The organism is Nocardioides deserti, from assembly GCF_014266025.1.
Classification (GTDB): domain Bacteria; phylum Actinomycetota; class Actinomycetes; order Propionibacteriales; family Nocardioidaceae; genus Nocardioides; species Nocardioides deserti.
Window position 1 is genome coordinate 1 of sequence record NZ_JACMYC010000003.1, and the last position, 15,769, is coordinate 15,769.

14 protein-coding genes and 1 rRNA gene are annotated in these 15,769 nt (G+C 72.7%); 1 reads left to right on the plus strand and 14 read right to left on the minus strand.

Annotation, left to right across the window (positions count from 1 at the left end; genetic code table 11):
* The 11 genes from H7344_RS05635 to argC all read right to left on the minus strand — a co-directional run.
* A 16S ribosomal RNA gene (locus tag H7344_RS05635) occupies positions 1-227 on the minus strand; the annotation flags it as partial.
* A gap of 439 nt (positions 228-666) precedes the next feature.
* Positions 667-1,248, minus strand: coding sequence for a DNA-3-methyladenine glycosylase (locus tag H7344_RS05640; protein ID WP_186345071.1), 582 nt, complete (start codon positions 1,246-1,248; stop codon positions 667-669).
* Positions 1,235-2,656: an argininosuccinate lyase gene (argH, locus tag H7344_RS05645; protein WP_186345072.1), complete on the minus strand. Its 1,422-nt coding sequence runs from the start codon at positions 2,654-2,656 to the stop codon at positions 1,235-1,237. Before argH ends, H7344_RS05640 begins: the two co-directional genes overlap by 14 nt.
* Complete coding sequence (locus H7344_RS05650; RefSeq protein WP_186345073.1) at positions 2,656-3,168, minus strand: NUDIX hydrolase; 513 nt, start codon at positions 3,166-3,168, stop codon at positions 2,656-2,658. Before H7344_RS05650 ends, argH begins: the two co-directional genes overlap by 1 nt.
* Positions 3,168-4,601, minus strand: coding sequence for an argininosuccinate synthase (gene argG, locus H7344_RS05655; protein WP_186345074.1), 1,434 nt, complete (start codon positions 4,599-4,601; stop codon positions 3,168-3,170). Before argG ends, H7344_RS05650 begins: the two co-directional genes overlap by 1 nt.
* A gap of 3 nt (positions 4,602-4,604) precedes the next feature.
* On the minus strand, positions 4,605-5,144 hold the full coding sequence (locus tag H7344_RS05660) for an arginine repressor (RefSeq protein ID WP_186345075.1): 540 nt from the start codon (positions 5,142-5,144) through the stop codon (positions 4,605-4,607).
* Complete coding sequence (gene argF, locus H7344_RS05665; protein ID WP_186345435.1) at positions 5,144-6,079, minus strand: ornithine carbamoyltransferase; 936 nt, start codon at positions 6,077-6,079, stop codon at positions 5,144-5,146. Before argF ends, H7344_RS05660 begins: the two co-directional genes overlap by 1 nt.
* Positions 6,076-7,305, minus strand: a complete 1,230-nt coding sequence (locus tag H7344_RS05670) for an acetylornithine transaminase (RefSeq protein WP_268238547.1) — start codon at positions 7,303-7,305, stop codon at positions 6,076-6,078. The genes argF and H7344_RS05670 overlap by 4 nt, the downstream gene beginning before the upstream one ends.
* Positions 7,302-8,246: an acetylglutamate kinase gene (argB, locus tag H7344_RS05675; protein ID WP_166195848.1), complete on the minus strand. Its 945-nt coding sequence runs from the start codon at positions 8,244-8,246 to the stop codon at positions 7,302-7,304. The genes H7344_RS05670 and argB overlap by 4 nt, the downstream gene beginning before the upstream one ends.
* Positions 8,243-9,394: a bifunctional glutamate N-acetyltransferase/amino-acid acetyltransferase ArgJ gene (gene argJ / locus H7344_RS05680; protein ID WP_186345076.1), complete on the minus strand. Its 1,152-nt coding sequence runs from the start codon at positions 9,392-9,394 to the stop codon at positions 8,243-8,245. Before argJ ends, argB begins: the two co-directional genes overlap by 4 nt.
* Entirely contained in the window at positions 9,391-10,449 is a 1,059-nt protein-coding gene (gene argC, locus H7344_RS05685) for an N-acetyl-gamma-glutamyl-phosphate reductase (RefSeq protein ID WP_222130322.1), read from the minus strand. The genes argJ and argC overlap by 4 nt, the downstream gene beginning before the upstream one ends.
* A gap of 134 nt (positions 10,450-10,583) precedes the next feature.
* Between argC and H7344_RS05690 the strand changes: the two genes are divergently transcribed.
* Positions 10,584-11,390: a maleylpyruvate isomerase family mycothiol-dependent enzyme gene (locus H7344_RS05690; RefSeq protein ID WP_186345078.1), complete on the plus strand. Its 807-nt coding sequence runs from the start codon at positions 10,584-10,586 to the stop codon at positions 11,388-11,390.
* Between the two features lie 24 nt (positions 11,391-11,414).
* Here the strand turns inward: H7344_RS05690 and H7344_RS05695 are convergent, their stop codons facing one another.
* From H7344_RS05695 to pheS, 3 genes are read right to left on the minus strand one after another with little or no spacing between them, the layout of a single operon-like run.
* The gene (locus H7344_RS05695) at positions 11,415-12,035 is read right to left on the minus strand and encodes a maleylpyruvate isomerase family mycothiol-dependent enzyme (RefSeq protein ID WP_186345079.1); all 621 of its coding nucleotides are present in this window, start codon (positions 12,033-12,035) and stop codon (positions 11,415-11,417) included.
* A gap of 48 nt (positions 12,036-12,083) precedes the next feature.
* Entirely contained in the window at positions 12,084-14,579 is a 2,496-nt protein-coding gene (pheT, locus tag H7344_RS05700; protein WP_186345080.1) for a phenylalanine--tRNA ligase subunit beta, read from the minus strand.
* 7 nt (positions 14,580-14,586) lie between these two features.
* Complete coding sequence (gene pheS, locus H7344_RS05705) at positions 14,587-15,693, minus strand: phenylalanine--tRNA ligase subunit alpha (protein ID WP_186345081.1); 1,107 nt, start codon at positions 15,691-15,693, stop codon at positions 14,587-14,589.
* Positions 15,694-15,769 lie beyond the last annotated feature (76 nt).

Below are 15,769 nucleotides of genomic sequence, written 5' to 3' on the forward strand. Positions count from 1 at the left end.
GCACATCCCCCACCGAAAAACTTTCCACACCCACCTCATGCGAAGGAGTGTCGTATCCGGTATTAGACCCCGTTTCCGAGGCTTATCCCGAAGTGAAGGGCAGATTACTCACGTGTTACTCACCCGTTCGCCGCTCGTGTACCCCCGAAGGAGCCTTACCGCTCGACTTGCATGTGTTAAGCACGCCGCCAGCGTTCGTCCTGAGCCAGGATCAAACTCTCCGTTGAAAAACAACACCAACACCACCCCCGGAAGGACGATGCCGGAAAAAGAGATGCCCTGACAGACGACACTGACTAAGACCCCGAAGGGTCAGCCAGAATCATTGTCAAAGAAACCATCAACCACACACCACCACAAAGGCGACATGCAGTCGACGGGGCATAACAAACTAATTCGTCGACTATGACACACTGTTGAGTTCTCAAGGATCACACGCACACCGCCCAAGACCCTTGCGGGCCGGCCCGGAGGCAACCTGCAGAAACTTACCGGTTCCGATCCTCCTGCGCAACTCCGAGGAGCTGGGCGATCCGGAGGATCTGAGCCGGAACGGCGGCTCCCGTGTCCCTCGGCCTGTCGGCCCGGGGCGAGAACCGCGTCCTGCGGCGAGAGAGAACATTACATGCGCTCCCGGGTCGTGCCAAATCGGTTTCGTCGCCGGGCTCAGCGGGGCTTGGCGGGGCGGTAGGCCGAGACGCTCGGGTGCCCGGTCTCCCAGAACCGCCAGGGTCGCTCGGGCGCTCCGCGGAGGCCGACGCGCGGCCCGGTCGAGACGTCGGCCGGCGGCGTACCGGGCTCGAGCACGACCGGCCCGGCGGCCAGGTCCGCCCCGTCGTGGTCGAGGCCGATGCCCAGCGCCCGGCACAGCCGCGCGGGCCCGCGGGCCAGGTCGCGGTCGGTCGATCCCAGGCGACGTTCGCGGACGACCTCGATGCCCTCGACGACCTCGCCGGCGCGCAGCAGGACCGCGCTGGGGTCACCGTCGGGTCCGGTCACCACGTTGCAGCACACGTGCATGCCGTAGGTGAAGTAGCAGTACAGGTGCGCCGGCGGGCCGAACATCGTCGCGTTGCGCTTGGTCATCCCGCGGAACGCGTGCGAGCCCGGGTCGGCCGGGCCGGCGTACGCCTCGACCTCGGTGAGCCGGACGGCGACGTCGCCGTGCCGGACGACCGAGCCGAGCAGACGCGGGGCGGCCTGGTCGACCGGGCCGGCGAGGAAGGCGGCGAGCTCAGAGGCGGGCACGGTACGACGCCGCGCGCTCGGTCAGCTCGGCCAGCTGCTCGCGCACCCGCACCGGGGCCGTCCCGCCGCGGCCGTCGCGGGAGGCGACGGATCCCTCGGCGGTGAGCACCTCGTGGACCGCCGGCGTCAGGTGCGGCGAGATCGCGGCCAGCTGGTCGTCGGTCAGCTCGTGCAGCTCGATGCCGTGCTGCTCGCACTCCCGGACGCAGGCACCGGCGAGCTCGTGCGCGACGCGGAACGGGACGTCCTGGCGGACCAGCCACTCCGCGACATCGGTGGCGAGCGAGAACCCCTGCGGCGCGAGCTCAGCGAGACGGTCGCGGTCGAAGACCAGCGTGGCGACCATGCCGGTGAAGGCCGGCAGCAGCACCTCGAGGGTGTCGACGGAGTCGAAGACCGGCTCCTTGTCCTCCTGCAGGTCGCGGTTGTAGGCCAGCGGGAGCGCCTTGAGGGTCGCCATCAGACCGGACAGGTTGCCGACGAGCCGGCCGGCCTTGCCGCGGGCGAGCTCGGCGATGTCGGGGTTCTTCTTCTGCGGCATGATGCTCGACCCTGTCGACCAGGAGTCGTGCAGCGTGACGAAGCCGAACTCCTTGGTCGCCCAGAGGATGACCTCCTCGGCGATCCGGCTGACGTCGATGCCCACCTGGGCGGCGACGAAGGCCAGCTCGGCGACGAAGTCGCGCGAGGCGGTGCCGTCGATGGAGTTGGCGGTCGAGCCGGTGAAGCCGAGCTCGGCGGCGACCCCGGTCGGGTCGAGCCCGAGCGACTGGCCGGCCAGGGCGCCGGAGCCGTAGGGCGAGTCGGCGGCCACCCGCGCGTCCCAGTCGAGCAGCCGGTCGACGTCGCGCAGCAGCGGCCAGGCGTGGGCCATCAGGTGGTGGGACAGCAGCACCGGCTGGGCGTGCTGGAGGTGGGTGCGGCCGGGCATGATCGTCGGCTCCGGCTCGAGGTGCTCCCGGGCCTGACCGGCCAGCACGTCGACGAGGTCGAGCACCTGCCCGGCCACCACGCGGGCGTGGTCGCGCAGGAAGACCTTGAACAACGTCGCGATCTGGTCGTTGCGGCTGCGGCCGGCGCGGAGCCGTCCGCCGACCTCGGGGCCGACCTCCTCGAGGAGCAGCCGCTCGAGCGCGCCGTGCACGTCCTCGTCGGAGGGGTCCGGGTGGAGCTCGCCGGCGGCGTACCGCTCCCCCAGCACGTCGAGCCCACGCTGGAGCTCGGCCAGGTCGGCGTCGGAGAGCAGCCCGGCGCGGTGCAGCGCATTGGCGTGCGCACGGGAACCGGCGAGGTCGTAGGGGGTGAGCCGCCAGTCGAAGTGCGTCGAGCGCGACAGCGCGTCGAGCTCGGGCGACGGACCGCCGGCGAACCGGCCGCCCCAGAGCTTGCCCTCGTTGGTGGTGCTCACTACCTGCCTCCTCCGACCGCGTCGACCGCGGCCCGCATGATCGTCGTGAGGTCCTCGCTCACGGCGGTGCCATCCTCGTCCAGCGCCTCGGGCGTCCACCACGCGGCCCGGTCGATCGTCCCGACCTCGAGAGGTTCCAGCCCGCCGAAGTGGACCTCCTCCCCCGGCGCGAGGTCGAACCGGACCGCGAAGTACGTCTGGTCCTGCACCAGGTGCCACAGCCCCCAGTCGAACGCGACGACCTCGTGGTGGACCGGCCCGACCAGGTCGGCTGCGGCGACGACCAGCCCGGTCTCCTCGCGCATCTCCCGCGCGGCGGCGTCGACCAGCGGCTCGCCCGGGTCGGCGCCACCGCCGATCGAGAACCAGTACGGCGAGCCGGGGTCGACGGGGTCCCACCCGTGCAGCAGCAGGACCTCGCCGGCCGCGTTGACCGGGAGCACGCGGGCGCACGTGCGCTCACGGACCGGCCGGGTGGAGGCCGTGCCCACCGTCCCGTCGGGCCGCTCCATCAGTCGGTGCCGAACTCCATCGCCGCGGCGTCGAGCGCCTCCTCCTCGGTGCCGGGCTCGTACGCCGGGTTGTCGGTGATCCGGTCGTAGCCGCCGGCCGGGAGCTCGCCGAAGAGCGTGCCGTTCTCGACGAGCACCTGGCCCTGGTCGAGCGGCTGACCGGCGTACTGCTCGAGCTTGGCGCGGGAGTCGGCGATGTCGAGGTTGCGCATCGTGAGCTGGCCGATCCGGTCGACCGGGCCGAACGCGGCGTTCTCGGTGCGCTCCATCGACAGCTTGTCGGGGTGGTAGGAGAACGCCGGTCCGTCAGTGCTGAGCACGGTGTAGTCCTCACCGCGGCGCAGCCGGATGACGACCTCACCGGTGACCAGCGAGGCGATCCAGCGCTGGATGGACTCGCGGATCATCAGCGCCTGCGGGTCCAGCCAGCGGCCCTCGTAGAGCAGCCGGCCGAGGCGACGGCCCTCGCTGTGGTAGCTGGCGATGGTGTCCTCGTTGTGCACCGCGTTGACCAGCCGCTCGTAGGCGATCCACAGCAGCGCCATGCCCGGGGCCTCGTAGATGCCGCGCGACTTGGCCTCGATGATCCGGTTCTCGATCTGGTCGGACATGCCCAGGCCGTGGCGGCCGCCGATGGTGTTGGCCTCGTGGACCAGCGCCACCGCGTCGTCGTACGTCGTGCCGTTGATCGCCACCGGGCGGCCCGCCTCGAAGCGGATCGAGACGTCCTCGGTCGCGATGTCGACCGTGGGGTCCCAGAACTTGACGCCCATGATCGGCTCGACGGTCTCCAGCGAGACGTCGAGGTGCTCGAGGGTCTTGGCCTCGTGCGTCGCGCCCCAGATGTTGGCGTCGGTGGAGTAGGCCTTCTCCTTGCTGTCGCGGTAGGGCAGGCCGTGCTCGGTGAGCCACTGGCTCATCTCCGCGCGGCCGCCGAGCTCGGTGACGAACTCGTGGTCCAGCCACGGCTTGTAGATGCGCAGGTCGGGGTTGGCCAGCAGGCCGTAGCGGTAGAACCGCTCGATGTCGTTGCCCTTGAAGGTCGACCCGTCGCCCCAGATGTCGACGCCGTCGGCCTGCATGGCGCGCACCAGCATGGTGCCGGTGACCGCGCGGCCGAGCGGGGTGGTGTTGAAGTAGGCGCGGCCGCCGGAGCGGATGTGGAACGCGCCGCACGCCAGCGCGGCCAGGCCCTCCTCGACCAGCGGGCCGCGGCAGTCGACGGCGCGCGCGATCTCGGCGCCGTACTGCATCGCCCGGTCGGGGACGCCGGAGATGTCGGGCTCGTCGTACTGTCCGATGTCGGCGGTGTAGGTGCAGGGCACGGCGCCCTTGTCACGCATCCAGGCGACGGCGACGGACGTGTCGAGGCCGCCGGAGAACGCGATGCCGACGCGCTCGCCCTTGGGCAGGCTGGTGAGGACCTTGCTCACGGTTCAGAACTCCTTGAGGGGGCTGGTGGGGGCGGAGGAGTCGGCCAGGGCGAGGAAGCGCTGCGCGAGCGCATCGCCCCCGGCCGGGTCGCGCCCGATGACGAGGATGGTGTCGTCCCCGGCGATGGTGCCGAGGATCTCGGGCAGGCCGGCGCCGTCGAAGGCGGAGCCGAGGAACTGGGCGGCGCCCGGCGGGGTGCGCAGGACGACGAGGTTGGCGCTGGCCTCCGCCGAGACCAGCAGCTCGCCGAGCAGGCGGGCCAGGCGCTGGGAGGCGGCGGCGGTGTCGGTGGGGGCCGCCGGGCGGCGGTCGCCGCCCTCGGCCGGCACGGCGTAGACGAGCGCACCGGAGGAGGCACGCACCTTGACCGCGTCGAGCTCGACCAGGTCGCGCGAGAGCGTGGCCTGGGTGACGCGCATGCCGCTCTCGGCCAGCGCCTCGGCGAGCTCGGACTGCGAGCGGATCTCGCGGTGCGTGACCAGCTCGACGATCCGGCGGTGCCGGGCGTTCTTGGTGGCCGGGCGCAGCGCGTGCTCGGTCATCACTCCCCCGCCCCGGCCTTCGCGAGCAGCCAGGCGAGGACGGCCTTCTGGGCGTGGCGGCGGTTCTCGGCCTCGTCCCACACGACGCTCTGGATGCCGTCGAGCACCTCGGCGGCGATCTCCTTGCCGCGGTACGCCGGCAGACAGTGCATCGCGATCGCGTCGGGCTTGGCCGTCTCGAAGAGCGCCTGGGTGACGGCGTACGGCGCGAACACCTCGGTGCGCGCCGCGGCCTCCTCCTCCTTGCCCATCGAGACCCACGTGTCGGTGATGACCACGTCGCTGCCCTCGGCGGCCTCGCGGGGGTCCTCGACCCAGGTGGCGGTGCCGCCGGTCTGCTCGCCGATCTCGCGGGCGCGGTCGAAGACCTCCTGCGGCGGCGTGTAGCCCTCCGGCGCGCTGATCCGCACGTGCATGCCGGCGGTGGCGCCGGCGAGCAGCCAGGAGTTGCCCATGTTGCAGGCGCCGTCGCCGAAGAACGTCGCGGTCAGGCCGGCGAGCTCCGGCTTGTGCTCGCGGATCGTCATCAGGTCGGCGAGCAGCTGGCAGGGGTGGAAGTCGTCGGTGAGCGCGTTGACGACGGGTACGCCGGAGTGCTCGGCCATCTGCTCCAGGTCGGCCTGGGCGAAGGTGCGCCAGGCGATCACCGACGCCTGGCGACCCAGGATCCGGGCGACGTCGGCGACCGACTCGCGCTCGCCGATGCCGGCCAGGCGGCCGTCGACGACCATCGGGAACCCGCCGAGCTCGGCGACGCCGGCGGCGAAGGAGGCCTGGGTGCGCAGCGTCGGCTTGTCGAAGACCATCGCGACCGTCTGCGGACCCTCGAGCGGGCGGTGCTCGAACGGCGCGGACTTCATGGTCGCCGCGAGCTCGAGCACCTCGGCCTGCTCGGCCGGGGTGAGGTCGTCGTCGCGCAGGAAGTGGCGCATCAGGAGTCCTTCCCTGCGGCTGCCTCGGAGGCAGCGGCGTAGGCGTCGTCGAGGATCGCCGGCCAGGCGGCCAGCAGCGCGTCGACGTCGGCGTCCGTGAGCACCAGCGGCGGCACGAGGCGGATCCGCGAGGGCGTCGTGTTGTTGAGCACGAACCCGTGGCGCAGGCCGGCCGCGACCACCTCGGCGGCGGCCTCGGCGGAGATGTCGAGGCCGATCATCAGGCCGGCGCCGCGGACCTCGGTGACGCGGTCGTCGGTGGCGAGGCCCGTGCGGAGCCGCTCGCCGAGGGTGGTGGCGCGCTCGAGCAGGCCCTCGGCCTCGATCGTGCGGATGACGGCCAGGCCGGCCGCGCACGCGACCGGGTTGCCGCCGAACGTGGTGCCGTGGTTGCCCGGCTGGAGCAGCGCGCCGGCCTCGCCCAGGCCGATGCACGCGCCGATCGGGAAGCCGCCGCCGAGTCCCTTGGCGACGGTCACGATGTCGGCACGGACGCCCTCGCCGGCGAACCAGCGACCGGTCCGGCCCATGCCGGTCTGCACCTCGTCGACCCACAGCAGCGCGCCGTGCTCGTCGGCGATGCTGCGAGCCGCGGCCAGGTAGCCCGCGGGCGGCACGACGACGCCGGCCTCGCCCTGGATCGGCTCGACCAGCACCGCGGCGGTCTCGTCGGTGACCGCGGCGGCGAGCGCGTCGGCGTCGCCGTACGGCACGAAGGTCACGTCGCCGGGCAGCGGCGCGAACGGCGTGCGGTAGGCCTCCTTGGACGTCAGCGCGAGCGCGCCCATCGTCCGGCCGTGGAAACCGCCGTCGGTCGCGACGACATGGGTGCGGCCGGTGCGGCGGGTCAGCTTGAACGCCGCCTCGTTGGCCTCGGTGCCGGAGCTGGTGAAGAACACCCGGCCGTCGGCGCGGGTGCCGCCGCCGACCAGCTCGAGCAGCTTCTCGGCCAGCTCGACCTGGGGCTCGGTGGTGAAGAAGTTCGACACGTGGCCGAGCGTCTGCAGCTGGGTGGTGACCGCCTCGACCAGCGCCGGGTGGGCGTGGCCGAGCGCGTTGACCGCGATGCCGCCGAGGTAGTCGACGTACTCGTTGCCGTCGGCGTCCCACACGTGGGCGCCCTCGCCGCGGACCAGCTGCAGCTTGGGCGGGCCGAAGGTGTTCATCAGGCTGGCGGCGTACCGCTGCTGGGCCTGGTCGAGCGTGCTGTGGCTCGTGGGGGTGCTCACTGCGCGTCCCTGACCTTCCGGGTCTTGGTCTCGACACCCGGGAGGACCTGGGTGCCGACGCCCTCCTTGGTGAAGAGCTCGAGGATGACGGCGTGCGGCTCGCGGCCGTCGACGACGGTGGCGCGGGGCACGCCGCCGCGGACCGCCTTCAGGCAGGCGCCCATCTTGGGGACCATGCCGGACGCGAGCGTCGGCATGAGCTCGTCCAGCGCCTCCGGGCTGATCTCGCCGATGACGTCGGTCGGGTCGGGCCAGTCGAGGTAGAGCCCCTCGACGTCGGTGAGGACGAGAAGCTTCTCGGCCTGCAGCGCGACCGCGAGCGCGGCGGCGGCGGTGTCGGCGTTGACGTTGTGGACGGTGCCGTGGACGTCGGGCGCGACGCTGGAGACGACCGGGATCCGGCCGGCCTCGATGAGGTCGAGCACCGACTCGGGGCGCACCTTCGTCACCTCGCCGACGAGGCCGAGGTCGACCTCCTCGCCCTCGATGACCGTGCTGGCCGGGACGGCGGTGAACAGGCCGGCGTCCTCGCCCGAGCAGCCGACCGCGAGCGGGCCGTGCTCGTTGATGAGGCCGACCAGCTCGCGCTGCACCTGGCCCACGAGGACCATCCGGACGACGTCCATCGCCTCGGGGGTCGTCACGCGCAGGCCGCCTCGGAACTCCGACTCGATGCCGAGCTTGTCGAGCATCGAGGAGATCTGCGGGCCGCCGCCGTGCACCACGACGGGCTTGAACCCGGCGAAGCGGAGGAACGCGATGTCCTCGGCGAAGGCACGCTTGAGCGTGTCGTCGGTCATGGCGTTGCCGCCGTACTTCACCACGACGATCTTGCCGTGGTACTGCTTCAGCCACGGCAGCGCGGCGGCGAGCGTGCGGGCCTTGGCCTGGTCGGGCTTGCTGGTGTCGAAGGCGCCCGTGGGGCTGCTGGAGTCGTTCATGAGGAGTACGCGCTGTTCTCGTGGACGTAGGCGTGGGTGAGGTCGTTGGTCCAGACGGTCGCCCGCTCGGACCCGGTCTTGAGGTCGATGGTCACGCTGACCTCGCGACCCTGAAGGTCGACGGTCGCCGGGTCTGCGTGCGGCGTGGACTGCTTGCAGACCCAGACGCCGTTCATCGCGACGTCGAGGTCGGCGGGGTCGAACTGCGCCGACGTGGTGCCGATGCTGGCCAGCACCCGGCCCCAGTTGGGGTCGTTGCCGAAGATCGCGGCCTTGAACAGGTTGCTCCGCGCCACGCTGCGGCTGACCTCGACGGCCTCGTCCTCGGTGGCCGCGTTGAGCGTCGTGATCGCGATCTCGTGGTCGGCGCCCTCGGCGTCCTTGAGCAGCTGCATCGCGAGGTCCGTGCATGCTTGCGTGAGCGCTTGGGTGAAGTCGTCGAGGCTCGGCGTGATGCCGCTGGCGCCGCTGGCCATGACGGTCACGGTGTCGTTGGTCGACATGCAGCCGTCGGAGTCGAGCCGATCGAAGGAGACGCGGGTCGCGGCGCGCAGCGCGGTGTCGAGGTCGGCGGCCGGCACGACGGCGTCGGTCGTGAGGACGACCAGCATCGTGGCCAGCTGCGGGGCGAGCATGCCCGCGCCCTTGGCCATCCCGCCGATCGACCAGCCGGCGCCCTCGACGACGACCTGCTTGCTCACCGAGTCGGTGGTCATGATCGCCTCGGCGGCGTCCTGCCCGCCCTGCGGCGACAACCCGGCGTACGCCGCGTCGACACCGGCGAGCAGCTGGTCGCGATCGTTGGTCAGACCGATGAGGCCGGTCGAGCAGACGACCACGTCGACCGCCCCGAACCCGAGGTGGCCGGCGACCTGCTCGGCGACCGCGTGGGTGGTCTGGAAGCCCTCGGGGCCGGTGTAGCAGTTGGCGCCGCCGGAGTTGAGGACGACCGCGCGGACGGTGCCGTCCTTGACGACCTCCTGGCTCCACAGGACCGGGTTCGCCTTGCAGCGATTGGCGGTGAAGACCGTGGCGGAGTCGAAGGTGGGGCCGTCGTTGACGACGAGAGCGACGTCCTTGCCGCCACTGGTCTTGAGGCCGGCCTCGACGCCGGCGGCGCGGAAGCCCTGCGGGGTGGTGACGCTCATGGTGCGAGTCCGATCGTGGTGAGGCCGGTGCCCTCGTCGAGGCCGAGGGCGAGGTTCATGCACTGCACGGCGGCGCCGGCGGTGCCCTTGGCGAGGTTGTCGACCGCGCCGACGGCGACCAGCCGGCGAGCGGCCTCGTCGAGCGTGGCCTGCACGTGCACGGCGTTCGAGCCGGTCACGGACTTCGTCTGCGGCCAGAGACCGTCGGGGAGGACGTGGACGAACGGCTCGTCGGCGTAGGCCTTCACGTAGGTCTCGCGCACGTCGTCGGCGGTGACGCCGTCCACGACGCGGGCCGAGCAGGTCGCGAGGATGCCGCGCGGCATGGGGACGAGCAGCGGCGTGAAGCTGACCGTGACCTTCCGCCCGGTCGCCTCGGCGAGGACGCCGGTGAGGTTCTGGGTGATCTCGGGGGTGTGGCGGTGGGAGCCCCCGACGGCGTACGCGCTGGCGTTGCCCATCACCTCGCTCCCCAGCAGGTGCGGCTTGGCGGCCTTGCCCGCGCCGCTGGTGCCGGAGGCGGCGACCACGACGACGTCGGGCTCGACGATGCCGGCGGCGATCGCCGGTGCGAGCGTCAGGGTCGAGACGGTCGGGTAGCAGCCGGGCACGGCGATCCGGGTCGCACCGCGCAGCTGCTCGCGCTGGCCGGGCAGCTCGGGGAGGCCGTAGGGCCAGGTGCCGGCGTGGTCGCCACCGTAGAACCTCGTCCACTCCTCGGCGTCCTGGAGCCGGAAGTCCGCGCCGCAGTCGATGACGACCGTGCTCGGGTCCTGCGCCTGGAGCTGCTGGGCGATCGCGCCGGACTGGCCGTGCGGCAGCGCGAGGAAGACGACGTCGTGGCCGCCGAGGGTGTCGAGGTTCGTCTCGACGAGCACGCGCTCGGCCAGCGGCACCAGGTGCGGCTGCAGGACGCCGAGGCGCTCCCCCGCGTTCGAGGCGCCGGTCAGGGCACCGATCTCGACATCGGGATGGGCGAGCAGGTGGCGGAGGACCTCGCCCCCGGCGTACCCGCTGGCTCCGGCGACAGCGACGCGCTTCCTGGTCATGTGCATGACCATACCGAACGCCGAATGACTATGCGACACCAGGGCAGGGGTCGGCCTGCGTGGCGTCCGTCACGAACCGGTCCCGAACCCGTCACGAACGCGGGTGCGGACCGTCGGTGCTTCCGCCTAGCGTGCGGAGCATGCCGCCGCTCGCGCTCCCGTACCCGGTCTACCTCGACCACATCCGCACCGAGTCACGCCGGTTCCGAGAGGCGCTGGCCACGTGCGACCCGGACGCGCGGGTGCCTGCGTGCCCGGACTGGACCGCGGCCGACCTGCTCTGGCACCTCGCGGGGGTCCAGTGGTTCTGGGCGCGGACGGCGCGCACCCGGCCGGCCCCGCCGAGCGAGGACCTGCTCGCGCCGGAGCGCCCGGCGACGTACGACGGGCTGCTGGCGGCCTTCGACGAGCACTCCGCGTCGCTGGTCGCGGAGCTCGAGGCGGCCGGGCCGGATGCCGAGGCGTGGCACTGGGCTCCGGTGCAGACGGTCGGCACGAGCTACCGCCGGCAGGCGCACGAGGCGCTCATCCACCGGCTCGACGCCGAGCAGACCGCCGGCTCCGTGACGCCGCTCGACCCCGCGCTGGCGGCCGACGGCGTGCTCGAGGTGGTCGACGTGATGTACGGCGGCGACGCACCCGGGTGGGGACGGTTCGAGCCGTCGGACCACCTCGTCCGCATCGACCTGGCCGACCCTGACGCCGCCATCTGGGTGCGCCCGGGGACGCTCTCCGGCACCGACCCGGACACCGGCGAGGTCCACGACGGCCCGCACCTGCAGGTGGTCGACGAGCCCGACGCCGCCGCGTCGGCGGTCGTCGCCGGTGCAGCCGCCGACCTGGACGCCTGGCTGTGGAACCGCCGCGACGCCGCCGGGATCACCGTCACCGGCGACCCCGCGGCGTACGACGCGTTCCGCGCGGCGGTGTCCCAGCCCCTCGACTGAGCCCTCCGCCGCCTCCGTCGCTCGTCAGCCGTGGCGCCGCCCGAGGACCGCGGCGCCGGGGCCCGCGAGGTCAGCGGCCGCCCCGCGGCGTCCAGCCATGGCCATCAGCACCGCCTCGCCGGGACCGCGCGCCTCCGGACCCCGCCCCGCGGTCCAGTCGACGTCGGTCGCGACGAGACGCACGCCGCGCGCCTTCCAGAACCCGCGCAGAGGCGGCGCCGTTCGGGTGAAGTCGAGTGCGAACCGCAGACGTGCGGGGTCGACCGTCCTCGGCCGGCCGAGCGGGCGCCGGATGTCCTGCTGGTGGATCAGCGCGTCCACCAGTCCCACGGCACCGCCGCGGGCGGCGGTGAGCCCGGTGGGCCGGGGGAACGCACGGAGGCGCTCCAGGAGCTCCGCCGGGCTCGCCGGCCCCTGCGCCCGGAGCGCCACGTCGTTGATACGGCCGAGCACCAGTCGGCCGCGCACCATCCGGCCCACGACCTCGCGCGGCCCGAGGCCCTCGTAGCTGAGCACGTGGGCGACCACGTCGCGCACCGTCCAACCCGCGCACAGTGACGGCAGGAGCCACTCGTCCGGACGCAGCTCGGCGAGCAGTCCGGCCAGCTCGGCGCGCTCGCGCTCGGCCTCGCGCATGAGGTCCATGCGGCCGACCGTAGCCTCCTGCGGTCCCCACGTCACCGGACGTACGTGTCAGCTGCGCTGCTGGGCTCCGGTGAGCTCGGCGGCGCGGGCGACGGCGGCCTCGCGGGCCGCGGCGGTCTCGTCCTCGGTGAGCGTGCGGTCGGGAGCCCGGAAGCGGAGGGCGAAGGCGAGCGACGTGCGCCCCTCGCCGACCTGCTCGCCGGTGTAGACGTCGAAGAGCCGGATCGACTCCAGCAGCTCCCCGGCTCCCTCCCGCAGCGCGGCCTCCACGGCGGCGGCGCGGACAGAGTCGTCGACGACGAGCGCGACGTCCTCCTTGGCGACCGGATAGGTGGAGAACTCCGGCGCGGGGACAACGTCGACGGCGTACCGCAGCAGAGCGACGAGGTCGAGCTCGACCGCGGCGGAGCGCTTGGGCAGCCCGAAGGACGCACAGACCTTCGGGTGCAGCTCACCGGCCCGCCCGATCTCGGTGCCGTCGACGAGCACGCGGGCACAACGGCCCGGGTGCCACGGCAGCCGGGCGTCGGCCTCGACCGTCACCGTCACCCCGAGCTCGGTCGCCAGCCGGCGCACGACACCGACGGCGTCGGCCCAGCCGGCCTCGCGGCCCTCGCCCCACCAGCCGGCGCGCTCGCGCTCGCCGGCGAGGACCACCGCGAGGTGCAGCGGCTGGGCGGGCAGCGCGTCGAGCAGCGCGGCCAGCTCCTCCTCGGTCGGGCGCCGGTCGACGCCGTAGATCGGCGCCGCGCCGCGGTCGGTGGGGAACGCGACGGTGCCGGTCTCGAAGAGCGCGACACCGCTCGCGCCGCGGCCGACATTGCGTGCCGCGGCCTTGAGCAGGCCGGGCAGGAGCGTGGTGGCGTAGGCCGGCTCCTCGTTCGAGAGCGGGTTGGCCAGACGCACGGTGTGGCGCAGCGGGTCGTCCGCGGGCAGGCCGAGCTGGTCGAAGGCCGCCTCGCCGACGAACGGGAAGCTCACCACCTCGACGCAGCCCGCGCCGGCGAGCGTGCGGCCGACGCGGCGGCGCAGGCGCTGCTCGCGGGTGAGGCCGCGGCCGGCGCCCGGGGTCGGGAGCACCGACGGCACGTTGCGGTAGCCGACGACGCGCGCGACCTCCTCGACCAGGTCGAACGGGTCGACGAGGTCGGGACGCCACGGCGGGACGGTCGCGGTCAGCTTCGTGCCGTCCTCGGCCACGTCGCAGCCGACGGCGCGCAGGTGGCGGATCGTCGTGGCCGGGTCGATCTCCATGCCGGTCACCCGGGCGGGGAGGTCGGCCTCGATCGTGATCGTCCTGCGCTCCGGCGGCGTGCCGACGACGGTGACGCCCGGCTCGGCAGTCCCGCCGCCGTACGTCGTCAGCAGCTCGACGACGCGGTCGGCCGCGGCCTCGCAGATCGTCGGGTCGACACCGCGCTCGTTTCGCTTGCCGGCCTCCGAGGAGATCTTGTGGCGCTTGCCGGTCCGGAACATCGCGACCGCGTCCCAGTGCGCGGCCTCGACCAGCACCCGGGTCGTCGTCTCCGACATCTCGGTCGCCTCGCCGCCCATGACGCCGCCGAGGCCGATGATCCCCGAGTCGTCAGTGACGACCAGGTCCTCGGTCGAGAGCGCGCGGTCGGTGCCGTCGAGCGTGGTCAGCCGCTCACCCTCGCGGGCGCGCCGGACGCGGATCGGGCCCTGCAGCTTGTCGGCGTCGTAGCCGTGGATCGGCCGGCCGGTCTCGAGCATCACGTAGTTGGTGACGTCGACGGCCAACGAGATCGGCCGCATGCCGGCCAGCTGGATCCGCCGGACCATCCAGTCCGGGGTCGGCGCGGCCGGGTCGAAGCCGGACACGGTCCGTGCGACGAAGACGGGGCAGCCGGCCGGGTCGTCGACGACGACCGGGTACCCCTGGTCGTCCGCCGGCGGGACGTCGCGCTGCGTCGGGTCGGTGTACGACGCGTCGTACGCCAGGGCCGCCTCGCGGGCGACGCCGCGCAGGGACAGCGCGTAGGCGCGGTCGGGGTTGATCTCGAACTCGATGACCTCCTCGTCGAGACCGAGCACGCCGAACGCGCTCTCCCCCGGCTTCCCGGCGTCCTCGGGCAGCACGATGATGCCGCCCCCCGACGACAGAGCGTCCTCGCCGAGGCCGAGCTCAGCGGCCGAGCAGATCATGCCGGCGGAGACGTGGCCGTAGGTCTTGCGTGCAGAGATGGCGAAGTTCCCGGGCAGCACGCCGCCGGGCAGGACGACCACGACGAGGTCGCCGGGCGCGAAGTTGTGCGCGCCGCAGACGATGCCTTGGGGCTCGCCCGTGCCGTTGGCGTCGGCGACGTCGACGGTGCACCAGTTGATCGTCTTGCCGTTCTTCTGCGGCTCGGGCTCCATCGTGAGCACGCGGCCGACGACGAGCGGCCCGGTGATCTGGTCGCCGGGCTTCTCGATCGCCTCGAGCTTGAGCCCGAGGTCGGTCAGCTCGGCGGCCAGCGCCTCGGTGGTGAGGTCGGCCGGGAGGTCGACGTACTCGCGGATCCAGGAGACAGGGGTCTTCATGGGGTGCTCAGAGCTCGCTTCCGAAAGCGGTGGTGAACCGGACGTCGCCCTCGAAGAACCCGCGGAGGTCCTCCACGCCGTGGCGGAACATCAGGGTGCGGTCGATGCCCATGCCGAACGCGAAGCCGGTGTAGCGCTCGGCGTCGACGCCGCACGCGGTGAGCACGCGCGGGTTGACGACGCCGCAGCCGCCCCACTCGATCCAGCCCTCGCCGCGGCAGGTGCGGCAGCGGGCACCGTCGAGCTCGCCGGCACCGCGGCACACGAAGCAGAGCAGGTCGACCTCGGCCGACGGCTCGGTGAAGGGAAAGAACGACGGGCGGAAGCGCGTCGTGATGCCCTCGCCGAACATCGAGGTGGCGAAGTGGTCGAGGGTGCCCTTGAGGTGCGCCATCGTGATGCCCTCGTCGATGGCGAGGCCTTCGACCTGGTGGAACATCGGGCTGTGCGTGGCGTCGTACTCGTCAGTGCGGAAGACGCGACCGGGGCAGACGACGTAGATCGGCGGGGTGCGGGTCAGCATCGTGCGCGCCTGCACCGGCGAGGTGTGGGTGCGGAGGACGACGCCGTTGTCCTGCGGGTCGGTCCAGAAGGTGTCCTGCATGGTGCGGGCCGGGTGGTCCGGACCGAGGTTGAGCGCATCGAAGTTCAGCCACTCCGCCTCGATGACCGGCCCCTCGGCGACCTCCCAGCCCATCGCCACGAAGATGTCGGCGATCAGCTCGGCCCCGGTGGTCAGCGGGTGCCGCGCACCGGCGGGCACGCGGTCGGTCGGCAGGGTGACGTCGACGGTCTCCTCGACCAGCATCCGCTCCTCGTGCTCGACCTCGAGCACGGCCTGCCGCTCCCCCAGCGCCTTCGCGACCGCGCCGCGCGCCTGGCCGATCCGCTGGCCGGCCTCCTTGCGCGCCTGCGGCGGCAGCGCACCGATCTCCCGGTTGGCGAGCGCCAGCGGCGACCGGTCACCGGTGTGGTCGATGCGGACCTGCTTGAGCTCGGCGAGGTCGGTCGCGGCGGCGATGGCGGCGAGCGCGGCATCGCGCGCGGACTCGACCTCCTCGGGCTTCAAGGGAGTGACCTCCACGGGGTCGTAGTCGGTGTTGGGTCCGGACATGGCGTGCCTCTCGGAGCTGGTGGCCGGGGGTGTCGTCGGGCAGGCCCGGTCGAGGGGTCAGTCTAGGAAGCGGCGT

Coding starts and splice junctions, on each gene's coding strand:
- H7344_RS05650 (WP_186345073.1), bottom strand. CDS start 3,168: ATGGAGCGGCCCGACGGGACGGTGGGCACGGCCTCCACCCGGCCGGTC.
- H7344_RS05660 (WP_186345075.1), bottom strand. CDS start 5,144: ATGACCGAGCACGCGCTGCGCCCGGCCACCAAGAACGCCCGGCACCGC.
- argB (WP_166195848.1), bottom strand. CDS start 8,246: ATGAACGACTCCAGCAGCCCCACGGGCGCCTTCGACACCAGCAAGCCC.
- argJ (WP_186345076.1), bottom strand. CDS start 9,394: ATGAGCGTCACCACCCCGCAGGGCTTCCGCGCCGCCGGCGTCGAGGCC.
- argC (WP_222130322.1), bottom strand. CDS start 10,449: ATGCACATGACCAGGAAGCGCGTCGCTGTCGCCGGAGCCAGCGGGTAC.
- H7344_RS05690 (WP_186345078.1), top strand. CDS start 10,584: ATGCCGCCGCTCGCGCTCCCGTACCCGGTCTACCTCGACCACATCCGC.
- H7344_RS05695 (WP_186345079.1), bottom strand. CDS start 12,035: ATGGACCTCATGCGCGAGGCCGAGCGCGAGCGCGCCGAGCTGGCCGGA.
- pheT (WP_186345080.1), bottom strand. CDS start 14,579: ATGAAGACCCCTGTCTCCTGGATCCGCGAGTACGTCGACCTCCCGGCC.
- pheS (WP_186345081.1), bottom strand. CDS start 15,693: ATGTCCGGACCCAACACCGACTACGACCCCGTGGAGGTCACTCCCTTG.